Here is a 24662-nt window from a genome sequence, read left to right on the forward strand (position 1 = left end):
ATGCCATGAAAAAAATAATCTATATTTTACTCGGAACCCTTCTAGGTCTGTCGTCCTGCAAAAATGTTCTAGAAATTGAAGACTTGCAGTCCTTGGATGAAGAGAAGGTCTGGAATGACCCGAACCTAGTGAACGCTTATCTTGCAAACTTGTATACGCTATTCGGAAATTGGAATACAGCAGCCGATCTGTACAGCGATCAACTCGTTAACATAAGCTTCACGACCAACCTCGTTACTATCCAAAATGATAATTTTAAATCCTGGAACTATACCCAGATCCGAAAAATAAACACGGCGATCGAAAAAGTGAGCACGAGTACGGGGCTGACGGAAGATCAAAAAAATAACATTATTGGCCAAGCTTTATTCATGCGGGCATATGCTTATTTTGACATGGTCAAACATCATGGAGGCGTGCCCTATGTTACTAAAGCACAAGATTTGGCAACCGACGACCTACAGGTACCGCGAAACAGTACGAAAGAGTGTTATGAGCTCATGATAAAAGACCTCGATGAGGCGATTCGCTATCTACCGAAGACGATCGACAAAGGCTCTTCGGATTACGGGCGTATTGACGGAAACTTTGCGGTGGCATTTAAGGCAAAAGTACTTTTGTACAAAGCCTCTCCACAATTCAATCCGACGAATCCTTTTGACAATGTATACTGGTCTGAAGCGCATGTTGCCAACAAAGCTGCCTATGAACAATTAAAGGCAGAGGGATACAGCCTCACGCCGGACTACGCAAACATTGCCTTGCAAGAAAAAGGTCCCGAAGTCGTGTTTGCTGTAATTAATGCCTATCCGAATAAAGTAGCAAACTGGGACAATGGTGTTCGCCCCGGCTCAGAAAGCCGCGGCCCGGCCAGCGCCGTTCCAAGCTGGGAATTCGTAAAAGCATTCCCCATGAAAGATGGTAAGCTATACAGCGATCCCGATGGTAAATACCATAAAACGGATGACGTATTTTTACAAAACTATTGGAAAGATCGCGACCCACGCTTTCAAAAATCCATCGTCTGGAACGGTAAGGTTTACGAGGTGTCCGGCAAAGCGGGCAAACGGCAATATACCGCGCTCGGACTGGCAGACGCATTAGACGACTTCGGCATCAATCCGAAAGCAAGTGTCAACTCGACAAATCTGGCTCGATATAGTGGTTTTTTTATTGTAAAAAACAGTAAATTATCTCTAAAACAAACCGAGGTTCAAACACAATACGATGTGGATTTTGTGTTGATGCGTTTCGCAGAAGTGATGCTTAACTATGCGGAGACGGCCAATGAAACCGGAGACTTGTCTACAGCCTTGGACCTCCTAAAACAGATCCGCCTTCGCGCAGGTATAGAGGCGGGACAAGATGGTATGTATGGAATTAAGGCGACGACTAGGACCGCTGTTCGGGAAGCTATATTGGCAGAGCGAAATATAGAATTTTGCTTCGAAGGGCATCGTTTTTGGGATCTTCGAAGAATGCGCCGATTGAACGTTTTGGACGGAGGCACAAAGCACGGCGTGGAAGCAATTGCTATCCAAAATGATGGCTCAGATATGAGCATAAATGCCGCGAAATTATTAGCAGACAGATACCAATTGGTGGAAAGCCAATTCCGCTATAGTATTTTACAAGTGCCGAATACCGGTGAAAAAATAAACCGTGTTCCAGAGACTTACTATTTCTTCCCGATCAAGCAATCGGTACTAGATAAGAGTCCGAAGGTCGCACAAAATAACACGTGGGGTGGCAATTTTAATCCAACGTTGGAATAGGTAAAGGCACAATCGATTACTGCCCCGGCTGGAATCCGTTCTTGTCGGGGTATTTTTTGATATGTACCTGATAGACGGGCTCCCGATCCTACTGACATTTGGCCGTTTTCCAACAATGCTACCCATTACGAGATTGTTGCTTCAGGGAATTCGCCAATCCGAAAAAACGGTTGAACGTTTTTTGTACCATCCTTGGCACTTTTAAAGACCATCGGATTTACTTACCTTAGCGACGACCATCAACAAGCGATCGAACGTAGCTTCTTGATGAACTGCCACGACAAAAAATGAGATTATCCTCGAATGCATACGTCATTGATGATGTGGACTTCGCCCGTCTATCCGAAGTCGACCTGCTCGCCCATTATCGACAGGCAGATTTCCCGGACCGGAATGACATCTACCGCCTTCGCGTATTATCTTTAGAGGTAAACCATGTCGTTTTTTCGACTGGCGACTCTGTTCCTAGGTTGGAGATGTCGATCACTCAGGTGGACGCGCAGCTAAAATTAGGTTGTTCATGCGATGACCATGCTGGCGCCTTATGTACTCATCTATGGACAAGCTTATCGGCACTTATCCATGTACCCGCGTATCGTGTATTTTTTGATTTAAAACAGCGACAAGCTTTATTTGTCGACCATGCGGCACCGTTTGGACTAGAAAAAGAAGCGAAACTGGATCACTTTTTTTTTCTACACTATGGTAAGGATGGTCTTCAAGTACGATTGAAGGATGACCGTATCCTCCCGTTCGAAGAAAACAAGTTACAAACGTTACTGTTGGAAAATCCAACGATACGAAGAACGGACAACAACGCGTCGACGACTCGAATTGTCATTTTGACACGGCATCGCTTTTATAAACAATTGAGGATCGAACTAGCGGACGTTGAATGGTCAAAAAATGGCAAGTTGAAACGGATCATCGAATTTATAGATCCCTCTACCTTGATCTGGAAAGCAAAGAACGCCGATGAAGTAAAATTCTACACGGCAATGCTCCATTTTCAAAAAAGTTATGATGAGGATTTGATGGAAGCAGACTTGTTGGCATTACAGGCTATCGTCAACAATCCATCGCAGTTCCGACTTTACAACCATGATCGGAAGCTTTCGGAAAAAATAACGAGTAAATCCATCCGGCCAATCAAATTGAGTCTATTCTCAGGAAACCTAGTCTTATCTGTATTTAAGAAAATGCCCTTTTATGAGATAGAAGCGACAGTTGATTGGCTTGGTGAGCGTTTCCCTTTAAAGACACTTCGGTTTCAGCATCGTTATTTTATAGATACTGGTACTGCATGTTATCTGGTGAACGATCTTCTCCTTCTCCATTTATTGGAATATTTTAAAAAGGAATCTGATCGTCTCCTCGTTCATCATCAAAAGTATGAGGATTTCAAACGAACTACGCTCGATCCATTAGCCGAACGTGTACACATACACCATACCTACATCCGAGCGGCAAGGCCTGCACGGCAGTCTGCTCTGCAAAGCCAACAGGAACGTCTTTTGTATTTAACCCAAGAGGGTAGCTATATTGAACTTACACCAGTCATTGGTTATGGCGAGGTAGAAGTCCCCGTATATTCTAAAAAAGAAGTATTAACGAAAGACGCAAACGGCAACGTATTCCGAATCCCCCGTGACCTCGATGCAGAAGACCGTTTCATAGCATTGATCGCTCATCAGCATCCACAGTTTCGGGAACAATTACAAGAGCGTCGATTCTTCTATTTACACCATCATGATTTTCTAGACGAGGACTGGTTTCTTCATGCTTTCGAAACTTGGCGTAATGAAGGCATAACGGTGCTCGGGTTTCAGGAACTCCGCATCACAAAAATTAATCCTCATAAAGCGAAAGTCGATATTAAAATCTTGAGTGGAATCGATTGGTTTAATGCTAAATTGGTTGTACAGTTTGGTGATCAACAAGCATCCGTAAAACAAATTCACCGAGCCGTACGCAACCAGCAGAAATATGTTACACTCGACGATGGATCTTTTGGTATTTTACCTGACGAATGGCTGCAAAAGATCGCGCGTTTCTTTCAATTGTCTGTTTTGGAAGCAGATCTTTTAAAAATTCCAAAAGTAGCATTTGCCCAATTACCCGAGGTATTTGAACCCAGCATGTTATCCGAAGAGGTAAAAGGAGAAATCGATCATTACCATCAACGACTAAATAAACAACAGGCGGATGAAGCTTCTGCTGAAGTACCTGTTTCATTGCTCGCTCAATTACGTCCTTATCAACAGGAAGGTTTTCAATGGTTAATGCGGATGGACGAACTGGGATTCGGTGGGTGTCTCGCGGACGACATGGGCCTGGGAAAAACGGTACAAATCATTGCGTTTTTACTTGCGCAGCGCGAAAAACGCGGAAGAACGAACAACCTGATTGTCGCACCTAGGTCTCTTATTTTCAACTGGCAAAAAGAATTAGAAAAATTCGCGCCGACCTTACGTGTAATGATTTTTCATGGCGCTGAACGTCGCTTGTCATCGTATGAATGGACATCCTACGACGTTGTGCTGACAACCTATGGCATGGTATTGTCGGACATTAACCGTTTAAAAAAACGTACATTTAACAGCATTATTCTCGACGAATCGCAAGCCGTAAAAAATCCAAATTCGGAACGCCACAAAGCCGTTCGTTTGCTACAAGCTCGGGTACGTTTTGCGTTGTCTGGAACCCCCATTGAAAATAACACCTTTGATCTCTATGGGCAACTGGCTATCGTATGCCCTGGCCTACTTGGTGGTTACCAGTTTTTTAAAGATACATATGCCACACCGATCGATCGTTTTTCGGATGCGAGGCGTGCATTATCCTTACAAAAAAAGATAACTCCCTTTATTTTACGAAGGACCAAAGCGCAGGTAGCGACAGATCTCCCGCCTAAAAATGAGATTGTCATCTATTGCGAAATGGAGGAGCGGCAACGCGCTGTTTACACGCAATACGAACAGGAACTACGTGATTTTATTACGGGTATTGACGACGATGATTTGAGTAGAAACCGCGTGCATGTCTTGGCCGGGATTACGAAACTTCGACAAATATGCAATGCCCCTGCATTACTAAAGGAAGGATATGCGCCTTCCTTATCTGCTAAAATCGACACCTTGCTCGAGCAACTTGACGTCATCTCCTCCGCTCATAAAATTGTTGTTTTCTCCCAATTCGTGGGTATGTTGGATTTGCTAAGAACTCGGTTGGAGGAATTTGGGCTCCAATACGCCTATCTAACTGGAGCTACCACACGCCGGGCAGCCGCTGTTGAGCAATTTCAAAAAGACCAAACCGTTCGGATTTTTTTAATCAGTTTAAAAGCCGGCGGTACCGGTTTAAACCTCACTGCTGCTGATTATGTTTTCTTAATGGATCCCTGGTGGAACCCCGCTATTGAAAATCAAGCTATCGACCGTATTTATCGGATCGGCCAAGAGAAACAGGTATTTGCCATCCGGATGATCACCCCGCACACCATCGAAGATAAAATTCGACAGCTGCAGGATAAAAAACGACAGTTAGCAACCGATATCATCAAGGCGGACGAGGATGTATGGAGTAAATTCGAAAAACAGGATTGGCTAGCCCTATTACGTTAATATATACACAGGGCCATCCATCCTGACTGGTGCATATATCCTGTATTTATTTTTTGGTCAACACAAGTCCTTCCCCGAAGTCCAGTTTGGTAGAATCTTTGAAAACAAATTTTCCGTTCTTTTCCTCCATATCTGCATATCCCTCCACCGCGGTCTTACCGTCTACCTTAAAAGCTACTTGACGAATAGACGATTGCCCTTCCGATAGGTATGTATAGTCTGCTCGCAAAATGCCATCCGTCACTCGGCCTTCAAAACTACCTGTATTTAGATCTTTTTCCTTAAGTGCATAAGTCAAGTGGCCCATAGCCTTATCATCGTGAATTGTTAGATGCAGGGCCACGGTATCGCCATTTTTCTCATAGGTATATGATCCCGCTAAATCGCCATCAACTGTACGATCGGCTTCTGCCGTTGTTGACGTTGAATCGTCTTGCTGCCTTGGAGACTGGCCACAAGCGTACAATAACGCTATGGCACCAACATAAAAAAATATTCTTCTCATATTTTTGATCTTTTTCTAAAGCTAGGTAATTCATCGCACAAACGCCATACCAAGAAAAAAATCACGCTATCAAAAAAAAACGCGGATCTGATGACCCGCGCCTTCTTATTCCGATACGCTGTTTACGAGCCACTAAGTTGAATAGATAATTCGCGCAACAATGTTTTCGCTTGATTAAGATCGGTATTCCAGGTTGGCGTACGTTCGACCACATTAAGCTTCTGAATAGCCTTCTCCAATCTATCCAGATTGCGTTGATCGCCCTTCTTTTTTAAGATCTTTTTGACGATCTGAATTTTTTCATAATCCTGTATACCTTCAAGCATCCGTTCGTACCGGATTGAGCTTCGGGCATTCGGATAAACGATATAGGTATCCCCTGCGGGCCATGTACGGAATCGGGAGTCCAGCAACGGATTCGCTACCCAGGAGTTGAATGCCCACCGCAGCATTCCATCGAAGTTAGCCGCCTCGGCATACCATGCTAGATAAGCCGACTCCGCAGGATCTGAAAAAGTAAACTGATTCGGAAAGCCATCGCTACAGCAGATATAAAACGAAGTATTGAGCTGCCGAGACTGTCGATCGACCAGGTCGGCTGCAGAGAATGGGTGTCCTATTGCAATACTGATGTCATCGCTGTCCGGATAACGTTGGTAGGTTTTTTGATTATCAGCATACGAAACGCCAAGTTCTGGACACACCTCCTTCAACAGGGCAAATGCAGCGTCCATTTCTTCACGGGAGCGCTCATCGGTAGCTATGTTTGTGATTTCTAACCACCCTTTACTGCGCAAATGGTTGACAAAATCTTTCAAAAATGGCGTCCATAGTTCTTTAAAAATTGCTGTGCCTGGTTTTGCAACGACGTTGACAACTTGCCCAGACTTGGCATCTTGATAATGGACCTCGTTGTTCCAAGGCACAATCGAATAGCAATTGATCATCTTTTTGATTCCTAGATCCATCATAAACTGCACCCAACGATCAAAAATTGCATAGTCATATTTCCATGAACCGTCTACTTGTTTTGTCCAAGTGATCATATCGGCATAAGGATCGTAAGTTTGGACATTCCATGGATCCTTGTTCATTGTCGCCGTAATCACTTTTTGTCCAGCGTCCGCCAACATCTGCATCACGGGCTTCATCGCTTCGAAATGTGCGTCAGACCACATCGAAAGACCTTGTACGCGCGCCACTGCAGAGGGATGCTGCCATTGATCCAAATGATATCCCCATTGAGCGGGCTTAGGCAGAACCTGATCAATAACTTCTACGGACAACGAGAGTTCCTGCGTATCGACCTCTTTTCCCTTCACGCGTAGTGTTGCCGTATATGTGCCGGCTCGGGCATGATCAGGGATCCGAATACTAACCCAAACCGGACGCACCTTTTTCGCTTCTAAATCAAAGTGAGTGAGATTGTCCAACATATCTGGAGACAAGGACGATGCGAAGTCCTCCGGTTTACGATGTCCACAACCGCCTGCAAATTCATCGGTCATCACATATCGCACAAAATGGGTGGATGCAATATGCGCAGGCAGCGATTGACCTTGACTATTTTTAAAATCTGATACCTCCACCTCTATCTGCGAAAGAGGCGAAATTGTCCACAACAGGAGTTGCGCGGAGATCCGTTCCCCTTTCCAACCGGATACAGATTGACTGAACGAAAGTGGTATTTCAGGCGCGATAGATTTGGAATACCGCTTATCAATGGTGACGAACGAGGCATGTAATCCTTTCGTTATGTTAGACCAGTCCGAGAGCGTATCTGCTGTTGGATCAGCCATTTCTTGAAAGTTGGCCAATTCCAACGATGCCTGCTGAGCCTGTACGGATCCCACTCCAAGTAACATACTCCCAAATAAAACCCAGGCTAATTTCTTGTTTCTATATTTCATATACGTAACAGGTTTATATCCATTGAGAATGATAAAGATGTCCCAAACTAGTCAAAATTTTGAGACTTAACAACCTCTTCTGAAACTCAATCGATTGTGTAATCGTCTACCTTATTAGACAACGTGCCCGCAACTCAAAACCATATTGCCGATAAATATCCTTTGCTACGTCTGAAATCATAAAATCCATAAAGTCCCGTGCAGCTTTTCGTGTGGTGCGTCGCGTAACTGACCGATTTGATATGTTGCCCGCTGATCATATCATCAGGAATATATACGCCTTCGACGGGATATCCGAGCGATTGTTGATAAACTACTTCTGACAGCCACAGCGGGGCAGCTACGCCGTATAAAATGCGCATGGCGCTTTCGCGATGATGAATTTTAGTAAGGTAAGTAGTAAAACGTCGCACGTTCTGCTCCCAGACCATCCTTTCTCAGTTTACGTTCGTCCAGCGAGTTGAGACATTGTGCCACTTGCACTCCTTTTTCTATTAGTTCAACTAGATCATTTTTTTAGGGAGCGGTTCTTAACAACACTTCCGTTTCTTGTCAGAGAAAACGGCACTGCCCAATAGTTGCTTCCAACTCCTGAATATATTTCGAGACGGCGGGCTGACTGATAAAAAGTTCGCGTGAAGCTTTCTTAAAGCTGAGTTCCTTAGCCGCCACATACTATACTTTAATCCGAAAATGAACCTCTAACATACGCTCTTCTCCATAAAGGTGCGTTTAATCTAGTTATAAATTCGGTGGAAGCTAAACCATCACAAAAATATTAAAAAACCTAATTCATCACGGGGGTTAACGTGTATCCTGCATTCTTGAGCAACTGAATCAGACCACTTTTACCTATTAAGTGTCCCGCACCGACCGCAAAGAAGTGCGGTTTCTCTTTCATCATATTCGGCATTTTGGCGATCCAGTTTTGGTTACGAATTGTCAACAACTGACGTTGTTTCTCTTCAGAAAGGTAAGCCGTATTCAACAGCAGATCTTGTAGGTCCATTAGATTTTCTGAGAAGTATGCGTTAACCATTTTACGCGTTATTTCTTTCATGTCTAACCCGCTGGTAAAGTAGGCGTACAAATCTTCTGCAGAAAACAAGCTATCTAATAAATCCAATTGAAAAGTTATGTCTTCCAGTTCAGAAACGGTTTTCCCCTTTGCTGCATCCATTTTGCTTATTTCCAACTCCATCATTTTAATGTCCTGCATGCTTGGACAGTCGAAACTTTTCATAGAGATTAACGAGACCACCATAGCCGGAGAGATTTGATCAAAGATCGTTGCCGGAATGCCATGGGCAACAAGCGCGCTATCAATTGCTTCTTTTTTGTAGGGCGCCAATCCATTAAAAAAATTAGCGTTTGGCTTAAGTTTTTCCTGCACAATTTGTCTATTCTCGGGTTTCGTCACATCTACTTCGTATGCAATGCAGTCGGTTTTTTTGAGAGCATCTTCAACTTTCGTTGGAATGGAAAAATCGGCACTACAGGCCATATGTAACGTCCCAAAAAGGTAAGAATCCCGGGTAAGTCCATTTCCAGAGATCTTCCAAAGTAGCGCATTTTCCTGCGCCACACCTACGAAAAAGAACAAAAGAACAAGAATGCATGTGGTTAAGCTTTGTTTCATCGGTATCGTTTTTTATATTATTTTATATCACACGTTGCTTGTTACAAAAAACGCAAAATTTTCTCGATTGTTCGCGCGAACTTTAAAAAAAACAGCGGTTTTTGAAGATAAGCAATTTTAGGAAATGCGCATTAACTCCTCTTTAACCGCCTCTAAATTAGCCTTCAAAATCCCAGTTGAAAACCGTATCTTTGCGCCATGATTAATATATCGAATCAACCAACAAAGTATAATATCAATCTTAAAATCAATCACTTAATACGTTAAATTATCGAACAAAAAAATTATTTGTAAATTTTCTACCTGACAACCAAATAGTTAACAAAAATCACAACATATCCGTTTGTATAAGTTATTATAAGTTTTAATATTTGCACTATATCATTCAAGAGTGCAGAAATTGAAATGATAACCGAAAGATATTTAAAGCCTGATTGGGGGCGGAGGCTGCACTCCTCTAAACCCGATCAGGCTTATTTATTTAAACACTAGAATTATGGGAAAGACCAATCACAAAGGAATCCCTGTAAAAAGCTCAACTTATCCGGAGGACTGGAATCCTAGTTCAATGAGCAGTTACAACAAATTTATGACCCACGTTGTTCTTCAAAATTTAATGAATGAAGGCAGGCTCGAAAACATGCCAGCAATCTACATCGATGTACGGACATCGAAACCTGAACCCATAGGTTTGATAATTCGAAAACTACTGTCGAACTGCGATGAGTTTCAAATGATCGGATTACTAAACCAGGCATCGGAAATTATCAATGGAGGTGGAAAATGTTAAATTCAATATTACCATTGAAATCCAAGATCAAGGATCGGATAATCAAAAAATCTAAGAAGCAACATCGTATTATCCATTACAATGGACTAGTCAATATCTTACACGTGCATGGCGTTGTTTCATTCAATGGTCAAGTCTACCGATCAATGGCAGACCTCACTATTGACTTCTTTAAATCCATGGAATCAATCCAAAGTTGTAAAGGAGGGTCTGTTAATGGCAATTAAGGACTACAGAGATGAATCTCGCAAAAGTTGGGGCTATGACGATCAAGATGGTCGATCAGGAACACTAAATATCGATCGAATTCAACTAGGTGCTATCCTAAGAATAGCCGATGCCACTGAAAAGATGTCTGCCGATCGTGTAAGACTTGAAAGGGATTTGGATTTCTATAAGCGGCAATCAAAAAGCAAATCGGAAGAGATTGATGCGCTTCGCCGTTCCAGAGCTTCATATGTAGGCAAGCTAAGAGCTACTAAGGAAGCCTTGCGCTTGGCCAATGAGGAAATTAAATCGATAAAAGGAGGATCTAGCAATGGATAAGAAAAAAATACACAGAAAAGACTTGGCCATATTAAAGGCAAAGATCGAGGTTGACTGTATTATGGTTGATAACAAGCCGATCAACTTGACACCGGTACTACACGCCAGTATTCAAAATTATTGCACGCATGACGATTGTAAAGAATGCGGCATTGAGTTCGAAAAGAAATACACGCATGATTTATACTGCGACGCGTGTCTACACAAAAGACGGGTTGATCGTTACAAAGCTTTAGAGCTTGTCGAATGGGATGGCGAAACGCCCCTTGTAATATTCGGTGACGATCAGTACTTCTTCAACGAGGATGATATCATATCTTATTGCGAGGATAACGAATGCCAACCAAATGATCTTATGCTTGTAGTGTGCCGGACATCAAATCTTAGCCAAATCGATTGGGATCATTGGATGGATGAGGTACATGAAGATTGGGAGCCTAGCGCAGAGTTGACACGTCGTCTTATAGAGTTTAATGAATTTTTATCCAATGAACCAAGCAATACATGGTTTGAGGGCAAAAAGCGTGTAACGCTAGATTTGGAGGTTCCCAGTGAATAGCCTCGAAATTCAAAAGCTGAAAAGCGTCTTACTATGTTTGCAAGCGCATCCCGACAACGAGCCGGACAGTGAATTTGCTGATCGTATAAGCGACTTGGAGGAAATAATCGAATCCAAGCAGATGCATCCTATGGATCGCTTAGCCCAATACGCTCACATGTACGACTTCAATGTTCAAATAATGAACAAAGAGTACAACATCTATGTCGATCGCGACCTTATCGACCTGCATAGCGTAGGCGGCTACGAAACTCTTGACGAAGCAGTAGACGAAGTTATTAAATGGATTTTGAGATTAAACCGGATCGAGCCATGACACATAGCCAATTAGTAAACATCGCCTATCGTTGGGTTTTAAAAGCCTCATGCGGGATTGCTTACAAAGAACTAAAGAGCCTTGCTACTACTGAGATACCCGATGTAATAGGCTTCGGCGGATGGATTCATTCAGTACTAATCGAATGCAAGGTATGCCGTTCCGATTTCAAGAGGAATGCAAAGAAAAACCACAAGCGGCCATTAGGAAGATATCGCTTTTTCTGCGTGCCACTTGGAATGATTTCGATAAATGAGCTACCAGAAGGTTGGGGATTGATTGAAGTTAACGACAAAGGCAAAATCGAGCAAGTATACAATCCATTCAATCAATATCTCGTGGTACCTCCGTCAGTGCGAGATCGGGATGCTAGGCACCAAGGCCATGAAACTGACTTTCGTACAGAGCGTAATTTCCTGTACTCGTGCTTGCGAAGATCGTTCAAGCGAAATTCAGAAACTATCCAATCCCTAGATCAGGTAGAAGCGCCTGCTTTAGAGGTAGCCAGTGGCGTTTGGGATATAGCGCCGGAGAGAGAAGAAGTTGACCACCAAGAATAGACGCCATGGAATACAAAGAATTTTTAGAAAGCAAGATCGTGATCGCCGAGAACTTCGGTACCACGATCGATACTGAACTTTTGTCCGATAAATTGCTACCCCACCAAAAGACTATTGTTCCATGGTGTATCGAGGGCGGTCGCCGGGCTATCTTCGCAAGCTTCGGTCTTGGTAAGTCGATGATGCAGCTCGAAATTGCGAAACAAGTAATAGCAATCACCGGCAAGCCTTTCCTTATCTGCATGCCGCTGGCCGTGGTTGGTGAATTCAAGCGGGATAACGAGTTTTTAAATACAGGTTATGAGATTGAGTATATCCGAGATACGGATGACCTACCCGTACAGCTACTAGAAGATCGTATTGTCGCTAAATATCAGGATGATTCGGACTATCTAAAAACCGACGACCACCTTCTTGATGTCTTAGCGTACCAGCGTTTGCTGTCCAAGCAGAATCCGCGCGATTTTAATTTTGAACTGAAAATTTATGTTACGAATTACGAACGTGTGCGCAAAGGAGACATCGATCCTTTGAAGTTTGGCGGTGTATCATTTGACGAGGCTTCAATCCTGCGGAACCTGAAAACGGAAACGACAAACTACGTTTTGCAGTACTTTAAGCAGATCCCCTACCGGTTTGTTGCTACGGCCACGCCAACGCCAAACGACTTTATCGAGATTCTTAATTACGCGGATTATCTGGGCGTTATCGATCGTGGCCATGCGCTTACACGTTTTTTCCAGCGTGACAGTACTAAGGCCGGACATCTCACCCTTTACGAAAACAAGAAAGAAGAGTTTTGGAAATGGGTTGCTACGTGGGCAGTATTCATCAATAAGCCGAGCGATTTAGGTTTCGATGATCATGGATATGACCTTCCGAAACTCAACATCGTTGAGATTGAAGTGCAGAACCTGACCGATGATGTCATCACCAATAAGAAAGGCGATATCGTCATGTTCAAAGATACGACAAAGAGCCTTGTAGATGTAAGCCGCGAAAAGTCGGAAAGCATAGCGCTTCGAGTAGATAAAGCTTTCGATATCGTTCAGGAAAACGGCATAGATAAAAACTGGATCCTATGGCACCACTTGGAAAGCGAACGCATCGCCATTGAAAAGAAATTTAAATCGGAAGCTCACCATAACGACCTGCAATCGGTTTACGGATCACAAACCAACGCTGAAAAGGAGGATCTACTTATCGACTTCTCGGAAGGTAAATATCAAATTCTATCCACCAAGCCGAAGATAGCCGGATCCGGATGTAACCTGCAGCATCATTGCCACAACATGATCTTCGTAGGGATCGATTATAAGTTCAATGACTTCATTCAGGCAATCCACCGCTGCTACCGCTTCGGGCAAAAGTTCGAGGTCAACGTTTACCTGCTGTTCACACAGAACGAACACGAGGTGCTAAAAACCCTCAAAGAGAAATGGCAGAACCATATAGAGCTGCAAACCGAGATGATAAACCTCGTGCGCGAATATGGATTGAACACTAACAAAATCAAATCAGACATGAAACGTCAAATTTTCCAAAATCGAAGATCTGCAACCGTGGCCGGCGCGACCGTCTACAATGAAGATACCACGATCATACATCAGGAAATGCCCGACAATCATACGGACATGATCCTAACATCGATCCCCTTCGGCGATCACTACGAATACAGCGACAATTACAACGACTTCGGCCACAACTATGGCAATGACGGATTCTTTTCGCAGATGGACTACCTAACGCCGGAATTACTTCGCACACTGAAGCCCGGCCGCATAGCTGCCATCCACGTAAAAGACCGGATCCGCTATTCACATCAGACTGGCCAGTGCTTTACCAAGATCGAGGATTTCAGCGGCCGCACCGTCGCCCACTTTGAAAAACACGGCTTTCACCTCGTAGGCAAGATCACCATCACGACGGACGTAGTTCGCGAGAACAACCAGACCTACCGACTAACCTGGGGAGAGCAGCGCAAGGACGCTACCAAAATGGGCGTAGGCTTGCCGGAATACGTTTTGCTTTTCCGCAAAGCCCCGAGCGAAAGTAATAATGCCTATGCGGATGATCCCGTCATCAAAAAGATAGACGAGTATCTTCTCAGCTTATGGCAGCTAGATGCGCATGCCTACTGGAAATCCAGCGGTGACCGTTTCCTATCGTTTGAGGAGCTTTCAAAGGCTGATATGAAGTATGTGTTCAATAAATGGAAAGAGTTCGACAAATCTACCGTGTACAACTTCCAAGAGCACTTGCGCGTGTGCGAGGATCTATCAAAAGTTGATCGATTATCTAAGCTATTTATGACTATCCCACCAACATCCAGCAATGATCTTGTGTGGACCGACATCAACCGTATGAATACTTTGAATGCTAATCAGGCGAACCGTAAAAGGGAAAAGCATATCTGTCCGCTACAGCTTGATATCATCGATCGATTGATCTACAGATTCACGAACGAGGGGGATTTAGTTGATGACCCGTTTGGCGGCCTATTCTCTACCGCGCACCAGTCGCTAAAGCTTAACCGTCGCGCGATATCTGCAGAGCTGAACCCGAACTACTACGACGATGGGCTATTCTACCTGAAGGCTTTGGAATATAAGCTGTCGGTACCGACGCTGTTCGACATGTTGAGTGCTTAACTACTCTCTCACCCCATCATTCTCAAACATATTCCAATCAGAGAATCTATAGTAGAGCAAAACAATGACCACAATAACAAAAAAGGCTATCATAACCCAAGTAATAAATCGAACACTATTTCTTGACTTTTCCATAGCCATTAAGATACGGATAATAAAATAACTGCCATGCGCACCCACACCTACCCCTTAGAGACCAAAGCCGCGGCCATTGAGCTGTTGCAAGCAGGCAACACGCTTGCAACAGTTTCGCAACACTTTGGTTGCTCCGTTGCAACAGTTTCTAGGTGGTATATGGAATACTTAGGCTACCGAGGTCGTGAGGGATTTGCCATCACTTTGCAGAGTGGACGGTGGGATATCATCGATATCGATGATATTTAAAAATATCTTCAAAGTAGAAGATAAAACATATATGTCTACGCATCTAATAGAATTTGATAATCGAGTGTCGCTAGCTCATATGCAATATACGCGAGCAGTGCAAATACAAGGTACCATTCAAAATCATGGTGATGGAGTTTTTTACGGAAGGTCTTACGAGGTTTTCCCATTGATTAAAAAGGCACTAAGACTGTGCCAAGTCGATAAACTAGGTGAAAAATCAGCATTATAAAATAGGATGGCAATTGCATTACTACTATTGTAATACCCAAAAAATTTGTTTAAATTTAAGTCAAAAATGGTATTTGACGTATATAAAAGAACAATATAGAACAAACTTCTATTTTCCGAGTTATAATACAATGTTGGAAAATTAGATTAGATTTGTAGCGGAAATTAGTACCTGTAATGGCCACGGCGAATCAATGGTATTTAATCGATAAAATTTTTAATGTAAAGATGGTTTCAAACTTAAGAGTAAGAACTGAAAAATTTAGAGCAGTCAATAGTGCTGATATAATTATTGATGGAATTACTTTAGTCGCCGGAGAGAATGGGTGTGGAAAAAGCACAATATCTAAACTTTTATATTTTTCTTTTAAGACTGTTTCGAACTTCGATAGACTTGTCAAAGACAAATTATTTTCAAACTTGCGAGAAGTCTTAAGGTTTTTAGAAATATTTCAACACGAAGTCGTTCTTATTCAAAAAGACAAGAGACTAAGTGAGGATTTCAGAAGAGAGCTATCTGACGTTCGCCGATCACTATACTCTAGTCCAAATTTTGAAGAAGAAGTGCGTAAGTGGATGGAGTTGATAGATAAGGTAGAATATTTATTCGGCAACTATAATAACAAAGAACAGCATCGGTTGTTCCAAGATGATTCGAAAGTAAGCAGTCCAAGAATAATTAGACTTAATAGAATATTAAAAGAACTGCTAGATGATCCTGAACCATATTCATTTGCTGATTACAAGGATGCTTTTAATCAAGTTCGCAAGTTTGTCCAAAACAAATTTAAAGAGGCAAATGGCAAAATTATATCTAGACCTACTAAAATCTTTATAGATGAGCTTTCGAATGTATTTTCGGAATCCAAGCTCCCAAAGCGGTTCGATGTACTAGAGTATGATGCATCTATCGTTGATATTGATAAACAAAATCTTTCGATACCATTCACCGTTGATAAAGTTATTTATCTCGATACTCCAATGATGCTTTCTATTACAGATAGCCCAAACGAATATTGGAAAGATTTAAATGATCTCTTATTGGACGATAGTCAAGCGCAACCCAACGAAATATCAGAAATAATCAGCAGTCAAATCATAAACGGTGATGTAGAATATGACGATAGTTTGTTTGCAGGTGATGAATTTAAATTTAAACGATCCGATGGCTTAATATTTAATTTACTAGATGTAGCAACAGGTATTAAGTCGTTTTCTATTCTTCAGCTTTTATTAAAAAATGGGCATTTAAACGAAAAAACACTTCTTATTATAGACGAGCCCGAATCGCATTTACATCCTCAGTGGATCATTGAATATGCCAGAATAATTGTTTTGCTAAACAAAAAATTTGGTGTCCGATTTTTTCTAGCAAGTCATAATCCAGATATGGTAAGTGCAATTAGATATATCTCTGAAAAGGAAGGTGTACTCGATAACACTAACTTCTACTTAGCTGTTAAAGAAAAGCAAAAATTTACATATAATTACGAGTATTTATCTAATAACATAGATCCTATATTTGAATCATTTAACATAGCCATTGATCGAATTAACAAATATGGCGCATAAGAATGAAATATAGCAAATCATCCACATTAAATCATCCCCTCGCGCAGTCCTACCCAGAATGTGTTAAGGATATTAATCAGGTTATCTTTGACGAAGATGATAATTTAGTAGTACCAGGAAATAGCTTTACAGAGGTAGAAGTTATTGATCTTGATTGTGTCGAATCTAAAGTAGCAAAGAAGGAAAAAAGGAGTCCCAATAAGACTTGCGATATTACATTTGTGGTTGAGAATGGTACAGATTCTAAAAGTCTTTTGGTTGAACTTCGGTTCAATTACAAAAATTTATCAAATTTAAAGAAGGACGATTTAGTCGGCAAAGTGGCTGGTTCAAAGTATTTAGTTGAAGATGATAATACATCGGTACATGAAAAAAACATATTCATCTTCCAACCCAATCTAGTTCAACAGGCAATCAACAGAATGCAACGGATGAATCCTAGAGTTCCGACAGATTATACTGCTATGGATATAGAAACTTTAAAATCTGAATATTTTCAATAACATTTTCCTTTTTGTAAAAAACTAAGTTAAGTAGTTTTTTTTCGATTTAGATCATTTATGCGTATTTAAGGAGCGCTTGGTAGCCATAGGTTTCACACATTGGTTGGAAGAAGGCTAGCATTATTCGCTAGCCTTTTCTTTACTGTTGGACCTCGTGAGCTCTGGCTAAACCAAGTTCATCTAGCGCAGAAATTTTTACATTTTCAAAAGTCCCTCTGACAAAGGCTATGGTCTGCTGATACCTTACAAAGCCGTTAGTATAACAACTTGTGGTAATCTCTCCAATAAAAAATTGGTATAGCTCTTCGTTTGTCATCCCGACTACTTCGGGAAATTGTTTCTGTAATTCCAGTATCGCCTGCATAAGGCGTTGGTTTATATTGTGCTTTCGCATACCACAAAGATGAGTATTAAATCAATACACTTTTTGAAATTTGAGTTTGGACGCGAAAAATTATCCTTCCCCTATTCTCGATAAACCATCGCCTACTGATGCCGCAATCAAAAAATCTAACGAAATTTATAAAAAAGTATTACAAACTAGCCTTTCCTATGCTCAGGCTTCTGCCACATGCTCATTTTAATATCGGTTGGATCTACCCAAACCTCATCCCTATCAGCCAGCCACTCAGGCATCCAATTGAACAGTATATGTCCCTCATCTTCTTGTCCTGCGTCCATTTCCTCTTCGCCAGCTACGATTGACGGGGTAAAGATAGCATCAGGATCACGAGGATTGATATCCGATTGTACGTTGTTAATCATGTGACGTTTGAAAAATATTTGCGCTTCTTCGCCCGACACTTTGCGGATATTGGCATGTACCTCGTCGAATTTTTCCAGCTCGACATCCGCATCCTCAGGATACCGTTCACGTAGGTACGTCTCGTATAATTCCTTATTTCTCGTCCGCAAAGCTTCGTTGCGTATAGTAATCCGCTTTGGGTCAAAGTTGAAACCAAAATGATCGGGGTTTTCCTCGAAACCGTAATACTTGTTATATAGCTGCAGTCTTTCTTCTAGTGTCATGTTATACTATTAAAACCTGTCCAATTAAATTATCTTCCTCTATATTATTGAGCGCGTCGTCAATGACCAAGAAATGTTTTTCTTCCATGGGCACCGACATCCGTCGCATCTCCTCACTATCCAGCTCCATCAATTTGTCGACATCCATCCGCTCCGGAACCCATGTAGGATCATCGCTGCTCACTGATGTTACCGACCGTAATACAGTGTAGCCGCTCTTTTTAAGGCGACGCAATACGCTGTGTGTAAGTTCAACAAATTCCACAGTATTTTGTTTATTATTGTAATACTAATATAGTTAATTATGTGTTACCACGCTTCTACCCCTTCTAAAGAATTATTGAACGCTGTAATCAAAGAGATGACAGTACACTATGACTTTCAGACGATTTACCATGTTTCCGGCTTTGACCGCCCCCACCTCCCTGTTACTCTTAACAACGATATAGACTCAATAGTTCCTGCAAGATGGAAATTGATACCGTTTTGGGTGAAGTCAGAAGAGGAAGCTAATAAGTACGCCAATACCCTTAACGCTAAGAGCGAGGAGGTGTTTGAAAAGTCCTCTTACAAAAATGTTATTGGCAAATACCGTGGGTTACTGTACGTGAAGGGGTTCTTTGAGCCTCACGCGACTGACGGGAAGAAAAACAACGAATCTTATTTTATTAAGGATCCCACCTCGCCCGTGTTCACACTCGGTATCATCTACAACAGATGGCAGGACTATAACACCTTCTCGATCATCACTACTGAGGCTAACGATATGATGGCCGATATCCACAACGTAGGCAAACGCATGCCCCTGATCATTCCGGCTGAGAAACGCCACAACTGGCTACTCGCTGACGGCCGTGAGGAAATTGAGTCTTTAATGGTTCCCTACGCCGGAGATTTGAACGCACACCGAACTTTCCGCGTTACAAGCGCGCGCGGTGTAGACACCAATATCCCAAGCATTCAGGACGCTATCTGACAATCCTAAATCGCAGTAGACAACCACTTTAAAGCGTCGTCCAGTTCGCTCGTCCATGATTCTAACGCCTCATGCAGTATTCTTTTTCCAGCCTCGACCCCAACTGCTTGCGATACTGAGAGGGCCGATTGTCGTATGTATTCTATATAACCTTCCGGTGGTTCACTAGTAAGTATCATAGTCAAAAATAAACTTAATATTTGATAAAATGCTAAAATTGTTAGTATTTTTATCGACATGAAACCACTGGAAATTCACTATAAAGGGAAGGTCTTGCACGCGAAAATGGAAATCTTGGATAAAGGTTTCGGCTTTACGGATATTCGTCTTTCATCCAAAAACGGCATGTCTATCTACATATTTCGGAAGGAACGAAATGAGTGGAAATGCGCCTACGGCACCCTTGCTGATGACCTGGAAGTGGCTGTTATTGACGCCTTAATCCTACGTTTCGATCCAAACGTGATTTGGGTGTTCTGGTGGCGTGGGAAAAGACAGGTAGTCGAGGTATCATTCCCGGCCGGTGGCGGATCCTTCCATATAAATATCAACCGATTTTTCAAAGCCATTATCTTGTACGACAAAATCACGAAAGAATTTCAGTACCACTATCACAATCCGTCATGGCTGAAAGATAGGCACATGGATATGATAGTCGAGCACATTAAAGCTGGTAAGGTTAGGATCCCGGAAGGGTTTTCGCCTTTTAAATAAGAAGAGCAGGAAAATTGGCCAATTTCCCGCCCTTCTCAAAAGTCTAAACAATAAAGGTGAAAAACGTTGTACCTTTATTTCTCTAATATAATAAATAGTTTTAAATAAAAAAAGCAGGCCAACATTGACCCGCTTGAAGCTAACACGTATTTTTAAGAATGAAGCAGAACTTCTATTTTAGAACGGAGCCGCCCCTCGATAGTTTTTATTTTTTACATTTTACCTGAAGCCACCTTTTCCCTACCTTCGCACATGACTATAGAAGAACTAAAAGCAGCCTTACTGGACAAAGAATTTCCGGAGCGTGTGGAGATTGGCCCCGATCAAATAGTTACGGATCATAAGCAGTTCCTGAAAACGCAATTCATAATGGTTGGCCAGTGGAACGACAAGAAACCACTTGACCGGTGCCCTGCTTATTTAAGGCTGGTGAAGTTTTGGGAGGCGGTTAGATGAATAATTTAAAGTTGATAACCGGATAGAAAGAAGTATTCTAAATAATAGATCAATTGATACACCAATGGATAAACTTATTCAAGAACTAGAGGTACTAGTTAATCATCAACTTTATGTAGCTGGCTTAACACTTGCCCTAGCAATTCCAGACATCTGCGCGGCATTAGAAAGTGAAGATGGCAAAGCCACCGGCGCTAAATATAAGTTGTGGGCCGAGCGATATCTAATTCCTAATTACGACGGAATGGTAACCGCGAGTGATTTTTATAAGCTGAGATGTGCATCTGTGCACCAAGGCAAGCTACACCATCATCTGGACAATTATGATAAGATAATTTTCAAGTTGCCAGTAGAAGAAAATGAGTTCATGATGCACCGGAATACTATTTATAATACGCTCCAACTCAGCGCAAAAATATTTATAAACGAAATAGTCGAAGCTTATTATAATTGGAAGGATAACAATAGTAATAATCCTAATTTGACAAAAAATCTACGAGAGTGCTTTACTTTCCATGCAAATGGATACCCTGGCCTTGTCAATGACGGGTTATTTATGGGCTGACCATTGAAATAAAAAAACGCAATTTCGAATGCATATTTAAATAAGTGAGAAGAGTAGGTTTAGTATTACCTACTCTTTTTGTGTGGGATTGTTAAGAAACTTATCTCCTAATGTAGCTTATTTTTTTAAAATATAGAAGTTTTTAAAGATTATGTCGTTAACAAGATTACTGGATTTAACTCATAGACGTCTATGGCACAATTGTCACACTACCCATTCGAAAAACCGCTAATCCTTGAGAATTCAAGGCATATCCAGCAATCAAAAAGTCCCAATTCTGGACGCCTCCTTGTTGTGTCATCGTAAATTTCTTAGGCCGCATTATATATAAAGCTTTATATTTCAGAGAGTCTGGCGATGTTCTAAAAAATATATTTTTATCGTAAACGAAATCCGTATCATATGGAAATGTTTTGCTAGGAGTTCCTAAAAACTCAAGAGTCACAGATGTCAGTCCTAGCTTGACATATTCATCGCTATTTAATTCTTCGTGTGTGTCTTTTTTCGGTTTTGTATTAGTTTCGTTATTATTACTCATAATTAGATCAATTAGCTGTATTACTCTTTACCACCCTTTTGATAATCGATTTCCTATCAAATTCACCTTCTGGTAATCTTATATAATTTCCGTCTTTGTCCACAATTCCGAAAATCGCCCCATCTTGGTTAAATTTAATTGTAGAAGCGAGGTCAGTATTGTTGAAAACGTGAACATCTATTTCGTAATGAAAAGTATCGCTACTAATCGGGGCACCTTCGTAATCTAGATTTAGGACATCGATGAGCTTAGCAACGTTGACTTCAAGGCTATGCAACTGCTCTAACTGGCTATTATGATTCACTTTTAACATATAATTGTCTGGAGGAAATGCGAACTGACGATTGGTCGTTCTGAGATATTGCAAATTCATGTATCCAGATACGATTTTTCGAGGCTGATCGTTAACGATACCATATAGTCCTGTATTTTCATTTATCGGAACTCGAATTTTTTTTCCTTTTATTATTTCCTTCCAAGGAACCTTGTCAAGTATAAGTTGCCTAGCCACGTCCATAAATTTAATTTTGCCGCCATCCTCAAATTGGTAAGAATCAGGGTTCATTTGTAGAATTTCACCCTTTACAGCTCTCATGGCTACGAAGAACTCTAGATTATAGTAATGACATTGCCTACGAACTATGCAATCGAATATTTTAGTCCAATTTTTGTTCTCGGCACTATGGACTGTCAGCAACTCAATACCTAAGGTTTTAGCTTTATTTTGAGCCATTTTGGAAAATCCCTTAGAACATACAATTACGCCCTTGTTAGCCCCAATATCTTTGATAACGCTTGCAAAACCGTCTACGACATTGATGCCTGCAGGATGATTATAGTCTTTGACTTCAATCGCTATCAAATGATCAATGTCTGCAATTTTATATCTTATCGACACATCAATCTGTCGATAGTCCCCACTGTCACTACCATATATTGAGTCATTTTGAGTCACAATAGCGTTAGAAGCAATCTGATTATAAAGCCTCTCAATAAGTAGTTCATATTGTTTTCCTTTCTTCATCAGGGTACAATGTATTGATAATAAGTTGAATATCAGCCGAAGACAAATTAAAGGATTTAATTCGCTGCCCATCCACTTCCAACTGGAAACCATTATTTTCAAAATTAACCGATATGAACTGGTTAAATTTTGAATACATCGTGTACCTATTGTTTCTACGAAATTTAAATCCCAACGATTTTATAATTAAAAGATCAGATTTACTAATCGGCATTTCTCAAATATAATATTATTTTACCTGTTTTTCCTAATCCCAAAAAACCACCACGCCAACCCAATAACCACTAGCAATACTGTCACAGCCGCCCCTATCCAATTACTGAATATTCCGGTAGCACTAGGTTGAGAATTGCTAACTGCTGATGACGACTTCTCATTTCTACGCTGCTCATTCGTCACGCCAACTTGCTTATTCTGCTGCTCCTCATTGTTTTCCTCACGCTGATTAGTTTCATCTTTCTGCTCCGTGATCCGTTCGTTTGTCGTTCTTGTGGACTTTTCCCCAGGCGTGACAATATCCAACGTCAATGTTTTACCTAAGGTGTCAAGAACGGCTTTAATCTGATTGCCGGCAGAATCGAGAAGGTAGTTCTCCCCCGGTTTAAGGTCATCTTTGTTGATAACTACCCTCGAATTTCCGGAAGGCTTTTCCGTCACCGTGGTGGTCGTTCGTTCAGTCACAACTTTTCCTCTGTCAGTAGTTTGCTCTTTGACCTGACCTTTACTGTACGAGCTGCTAACCTCGGAACTGTCCCGTTTATTGACAGTTTCCAATTGATATGCCTGTTTGCTCTTAAATTTCTTTGAAAGCCCACAGGAAGCACTGACGGCCACTATGACCACCAGTGCTAGTAATTTACTTACGCTTCTCATCGAGTACTGCGTTTACACTATCCAAATGGTTGTTCCACTTAATTACGAAATCGGGCGGGCTTGCCTTTCGCTTCACTCCTTTATTGTAGCTTGATGCCATTACCCCGAATAGCAAAAACAATATCATTATCAGTCTTTTCATTTTACTGCTTGTTTATTACCTTGTTCAACACAGTATCCAATTTTTCCATCCCCTGCTGAACTCCCTCTTTCATAGGTTGTACAGCATCTTCAACGGCTTTTGGCAGAGCAGTCGACACCTTTGAGTCAACCGCTGGGTTAACTTGTTTTCGCACCTCTTCGACTATCGCTGAATTTAAGTCACGGTTGTCTACGTATTGGTAGATATTGAAAAATACGGACACAATAAGCATAACCTTTACAGAATCGAGTCGTGCCAGCTTTACTATGCCGTCAATTTTCCTATCTAATGCGTCTTTATTTTCTTCTGACATTACTTCTCTTTACTGAAATATAAATCACTCTCTGCCTTTCTCCTACGGACTAATCCGGCCAGCTTTTTACCCCCTGCGTTTACCCACTTAGAAAACTCATTTGCGATCGTCGGATCGCATGGGTTTTTGTTTACTTTTTTCAATAGCGTGCTTTTAGACAGGTTTGAACTTCCTAAGTTGTACGTGAAGCTTACTAGGGCATCGAACTGATTCTGATTAAGCGGGACCTTCACCAACCGGCTGACCTCTTTTTCATATGCCTGCTCAAGCAACTGTGCCAAAAGATCGGACGCTGTCTCTTCGGTTATCGGCGCGTCTTTAATCGTTACCTTTTTGCCGTTAGGGTATTTGATCACCCCGTAGCCGATAGTTGGGATCCCGACGGGATCTAAGTACGGTTTGCTGTAAAAGCCCTCGAAACTCTTTATAAGTGATAATCCTTTATTTCCTGTTTTCATATCTGTTTTA

At 41.6% G+C, this 24662-nt stretch carries 30 protein-coding genes; 15 read left to right on the forward strand and 15 right to left on the reverse strand.

Translation table 11 applies throughout. The features are described 5' to 3' along the window. Nucleotides 1-5 precede the first annotated feature (5 nt). Nucleotides 6-1775 (forward strand): RagB/SusD family nutrient uptake outer membrane protein, encoded by a 1770-nt coding sequence (locus ACFSR5_RS08355; protein WP_380902614.1) that lies wholly within the window; start codon nucleotides 6-8, stop codon nucleotides 1773-1775. Between the two features lie 287 nt (nucleotides 1776-2062). After that, nucleotides 2063-5398: a DEAD/DEAH box helicase gene (locus ACFSR5_RS08360; protein ID WP_380902616.1), complete on the forward strand. Its 3336-nt coding sequence runs from the start codon at nucleotides 2063-2065 to the stop codon at nucleotides 5396-5398. Between the two features lie 46 nt (nucleotides 5399-5444). Here ACFSR5_RS08360 and ACFSR5_RS08365 read toward each other — a convergent pair whose 3' ends face one another. The 5 genes from ACFSR5_RS08365 to ACFSR5_RS08385 form a co-directional block, all read right to left on the reverse strand. Continuing rightward, entirely contained in the window at nucleotides 5445-5903 is a 459-nt protein-coding gene (locus ACFSR5_RS08365) for a hypothetical protein (RefSeq protein ID WP_380902618.1), read from the reverse strand. 122 nt (nucleotides 5904-6025) lie between these two features. Continuing rightward, on the reverse strand, nucleotides 6026-7813 hold the full coding sequence (locus tag ACFSR5_RS08370) for a DUF4091 domain-containing protein (protein ID WP_380902620.1): 1788 nt from the start codon (nucleotides 7811-7813) through the stop codon (nucleotides 6026-6028). Between the two features lie 106 nt (nucleotides 7814-7919). Next, nucleotides 7920-8003: a hypothetical protein gene (locus ACFSR5_RS08375; protein WP_380903187.1), complete on the reverse strand. Its 84-nt coding sequence runs from the start codon at nucleotides 8001-8003 to the stop codon at nucleotides 7920-7922. Between the two features lie 362 nt (nucleotides 8004-8365). Continuing rightward, the gene (locus ACFSR5_RS08380; protein WP_380902622.1) at nucleotides 8366-8485 is read right to left on the reverse strand and encodes a LysR family transcriptional regulator; all 120 of its coding nucleotides are present in this window, start codon (nucleotides 8483-8485) and stop codon (nucleotides 8366-8368) included. A 115-nt stretch (nucleotides 8486-8600) separates the two neighbouring features. After that, the gene (locus tag ACFSR5_RS08385; protein WP_380902624.1) at nucleotides 8601-9452 is read right to left on the reverse strand and encodes a TraB/GumN family protein; all 852 of its coding nucleotides are present in this window, start codon (nucleotides 9450-9452) and stop codon (nucleotides 8601-8603) included. A 496-nt stretch (nucleotides 9453-9948) separates the two neighbouring features. Between ACFSR5_RS08385 and ACFSR5_RS08390 the strand changes: the two genes are divergently transcribed. The 9 genes from ACFSR5_RS08390 to ACFSR5_RS08430 all read left to right on the forward strand — a co-directional run bounded on the left by ACFSR5_RS08390 (nucleotide 9949) and on the right by ACFSR5_RS08430 (nucleotide 17564). Continuing rightward, nucleotides 9949-10242 (forward strand): hypothetical protein, encoded by a 294-nt coding sequence (locus tag ACFSR5_RS08390; RefSeq protein ID WP_380902626.1) that lies wholly within the window; start codon nucleotides 9949-9951, stop codon nucleotides 10240-10242. A gap of 126 nt (nucleotides 10243-10368) precedes the next feature. Beyond that, complete coding sequence (locus ACFSR5_RS08395; protein WP_380902628.1) at nucleotides 10369-10788, forward strand: hypothetical protein; 420 nt, start codon at nucleotides 10369-10371, stop codon at nucleotides 10786-10788. Continuing rightward, nucleotides 10781-11347, forward strand: a complete 567-nt coding sequence (locus tag ACFSR5_RS08400) for a hypothetical protein (RefSeq protein ID WP_380902630.1) — start codon at nucleotides 10781-10783, stop codon at nucleotides 11345-11347. Before ACFSR5_RS08395 ends, ACFSR5_RS08400 begins: the two co-directional genes overlap by 8 nt. Further along, complete coding sequence (locus tag ACFSR5_RS08405; RefSeq protein ID WP_380902632.1) at nucleotides 11340-11663, forward strand: hypothetical protein; 324 nt, start codon at nucleotides 11340-11342, stop codon at nucleotides 11661-11663. The genes ACFSR5_RS08400 and ACFSR5_RS08405 overlap by 8 nt, the downstream gene beginning before the upstream one ends. Beyond that, entirely contained in the window at nucleotides 11660-12223 is a 564-nt protein-coding gene (locus ACFSR5_RS08410; RefSeq protein WP_380902634.1) for a hypothetical protein, read from the forward strand. Before ACFSR5_RS08405 ends, ACFSR5_RS08410 begins: the two co-directional genes overlap by 4 nt. A 5-nt stretch (nucleotides 12224-12228) precedes the next feature. Further along, on the forward strand, nucleotides 12229-14874 hold the full coding sequence (locus tag ACFSR5_RS08415) for a DNA methyltransferase (protein WP_380902636.1): 2646 nt from the start codon (nucleotides 12229-12231) through the stop codon (nucleotides 14872-14874). A 168-nt stretch (nucleotides 14875-15042) separates the two neighbouring features. Beyond that, the gene (locus ACFSR5_RS08420; protein WP_380902638.1) at nucleotides 15043-15258 is read left to right on the forward strand and encodes a helix-turn-helix domain-containing protein; all 216 of its coding nucleotides are present in this window, start codon (nucleotides 15043-15045) and stop codon (nucleotides 15256-15258) included. A gap of 408 nt (nucleotides 15259-15666) precedes the next feature. Continuing rightward, complete coding sequence (locus ACFSR5_RS08425; protein ID WP_380902640.1) at nucleotides 15667-17061, forward strand: AAA family ATPase; 1395 nt, start codon at nucleotides 15667-15669, stop codon at nucleotides 17059-17061. 2 nt (nucleotides 17062-17063) lie between these two features. After that, nucleotides 17064-17564, forward strand: a complete 501-nt coding sequence (locus tag ACFSR5_RS08430) for a hypothetical protein (protein ID WP_380902642.1) — start codon at nucleotides 17064-17066, stop codon at nucleotides 17562-17564. Nucleotides 17565-17703: 139 nt separating this feature from the next. Here the strand turns inward: ACFSR5_RS08430 and ACFSR5_RS08435 are convergent, their stop codons facing one another. From ACFSR5_RS08435 to ACFSR5_RS08445, 3 genes are all read right to left on the reverse strand, one after another. Continuing rightward, nucleotides 17704-17928, reverse strand: a complete 225-nt coding sequence (locus ACFSR5_RS08435; protein ID WP_380902644.1) for a hypothetical protein — start codon at nucleotides 17926-17928, stop codon at nucleotides 17704-17706. A 176-nt stretch (nucleotides 17929-18104) separates the two neighbouring features. Next, nucleotides 18105-18593: a hypothetical protein gene (locus ACFSR5_RS08440; protein ID WP_380902646.1), complete on the reverse strand. Its 489-nt coding sequence runs from the start codon at nucleotides 18591-18593 to the stop codon at nucleotides 18105-18107. A gap of 1 nt (nucleotide 18594) precedes the next feature. Continuing rightward, complete coding sequence (locus ACFSR5_RS08445; protein ID WP_380902648.1) at nucleotides 18595-18858, reverse strand: hypothetical protein; 264 nt, start codon at nucleotides 18856-18858, stop codon at nucleotides 18595-18597. Nucleotides 18859-18954: 96 nt separating this feature from the next. Here ACFSR5_RS08445 and ACFSR5_RS08450 point away from each other — a divergent pair, with 96 nt between their 5' ends. Beyond that, the gene (locus tag ACFSR5_RS08450) at nucleotides 18955-19569 is read left to right on the forward strand and encodes an SOS response-associated peptidase (RefSeq protein WP_380902650.1); all 615 of its coding nucleotides are present in this window, start codon (nucleotides 18955-18957) and stop codon (nucleotides 19567-19569) included. A gap of 5 nt (nucleotides 19570-19574) precedes the next feature. Here ACFSR5_RS08450 and ACFSR5_RS08455 read toward each other — a convergent pair whose 3' ends face one another. Continuing rightward, complete coding sequence (locus ACFSR5_RS08455; RefSeq protein WP_380902652.1) at nucleotides 19575-19748, reverse strand: hypothetical protein; 174 nt, start codon at nucleotides 19746-19748, stop codon at nucleotides 19575-19577. Between the two features lie 58 nt (nucleotides 19749-19806). On the opposite strand from ACFSR5_RS08455, the gene ACFSR5_RS08460 reads away from it, so the two are divergent. The 3 genes from ACFSR5_RS08460 to ACFSR5_RS08470 all read left to right on the forward strand — a co-directional run bounded on the left by ACFSR5_RS08460 (nucleotide 19807) and on the right by ACFSR5_RS08470 (nucleotide 21304). Continuing rightward, nucleotides 19807-20283 (forward strand): hypothetical protein, encoded by a 477-nt coding sequence (locus tag ACFSR5_RS08460; protein ID WP_380902654.1) that lies wholly within the window; start codon nucleotides 19807-19809, stop codon nucleotides 20281-20283. A 252-nt stretch (nucleotides 20284-20535) separates the two neighbouring features. Then, nucleotides 20536-20739 carry a DUF6965 family protein gene (locus ACFSR5_RS08465; RefSeq protein ID WP_380902656.1) on the forward strand — a complete coding sequence of 68 codons (204 nt, stop codon included), beginning with the start codon at nucleotides 20536-20538 and terminating at the stop codon, nucleotides 20737-20739. A 64-nt stretch (nucleotides 20740-20803) separates the two neighbouring features. Beyond that, complete coding sequence (locus tag ACFSR5_RS08470; RefSeq protein WP_380902658.1) at nucleotides 20804-21304, forward strand: hypothetical protein; 501 nt, start codon at nucleotides 20804-20806, stop codon at nucleotides 21302-21304. Nucleotides 21305-21494: 190 nt separating this feature from the next. Here the strand turns inward: ACFSR5_RS08470 and ACFSR5_RS08475 are convergent, their stop codons facing one another. The 6 genes from ACFSR5_RS08475 to ACFSR5_RS08500 all read right to left on the reverse strand — a co-directional run bounded on the left by ACFSR5_RS08475 (nucleotide 21495) and on the right by ACFSR5_RS08500 (nucleotide 24652). Next, complete coding sequence (locus tag ACFSR5_RS08475) at nucleotides 21495-21842, reverse strand: hypothetical protein (protein ID WP_380902660.1); 348 nt, start codon at nucleotides 21840-21842, stop codon at nucleotides 21495-21497. Nucleotides 21843-21849: 7 nt separating this feature from the next. Further along, complete coding sequence (locus tag ACFSR5_RS08480; protein WP_380902662.1) at nucleotides 21850-22866, reverse strand: restriction endonuclease; 1017 nt, start codon at nucleotides 22864-22866, stop codon at nucleotides 21850-21852. Between the two features lie 234 nt (nucleotides 22867-23100). Then, complete coding sequence (locus ACFSR5_RS08485) at nucleotides 23101-23739, reverse strand: hypothetical protein (RefSeq protein ID WP_380902664.1); 639 nt, start codon at nucleotides 23737-23739, stop codon at nucleotides 23101-23103. Then, nucleotides 23723-23881, reverse strand: a complete 159-nt coding sequence (locus ACFSR5_RS08490) for a hypothetical protein (protein WP_380902666.1) — start codon at nucleotides 23879-23881, stop codon at nucleotides 23723-23725. Before ACFSR5_RS08490 ends, ACFSR5_RS08485 begins: the two co-directional genes overlap by 17 nt. 1 nt (nucleotide 23882) lies before the next feature. Continuing rightward, on the reverse strand, nucleotides 23883-24194 hold the full coding sequence (locus ACFSR5_RS08495; RefSeq protein WP_380902668.1) for a hypothetical protein: 312 nt from the start codon (nucleotides 24192-24194) through the stop codon (nucleotides 23883-23885). After that, a complete protein-coding gene (locus tag ACFSR5_RS08500) occupies nucleotides 24194-24652 on the reverse strand; it encodes a lysozyme (protein WP_380902670.1) in 459 nt (152 codons plus the stop codon). The genes ACFSR5_RS08495 and ACFSR5_RS08500 overlap by 1 nt, the downstream gene beginning before the upstream one ends. Nucleotides 24653-24662: the final 10 nt, after the last annotated feature.

It is taken from the genome of Sphingobacterium suaedae (assembly GCF_042684625.1).
Classification (GTDB): Bacteria; Bacteroidota; Bacteroidia; order Sphingobacteriales; family Sphingobacteriaceae; genus Sphingobacterium; species Sphingobacterium suaedae.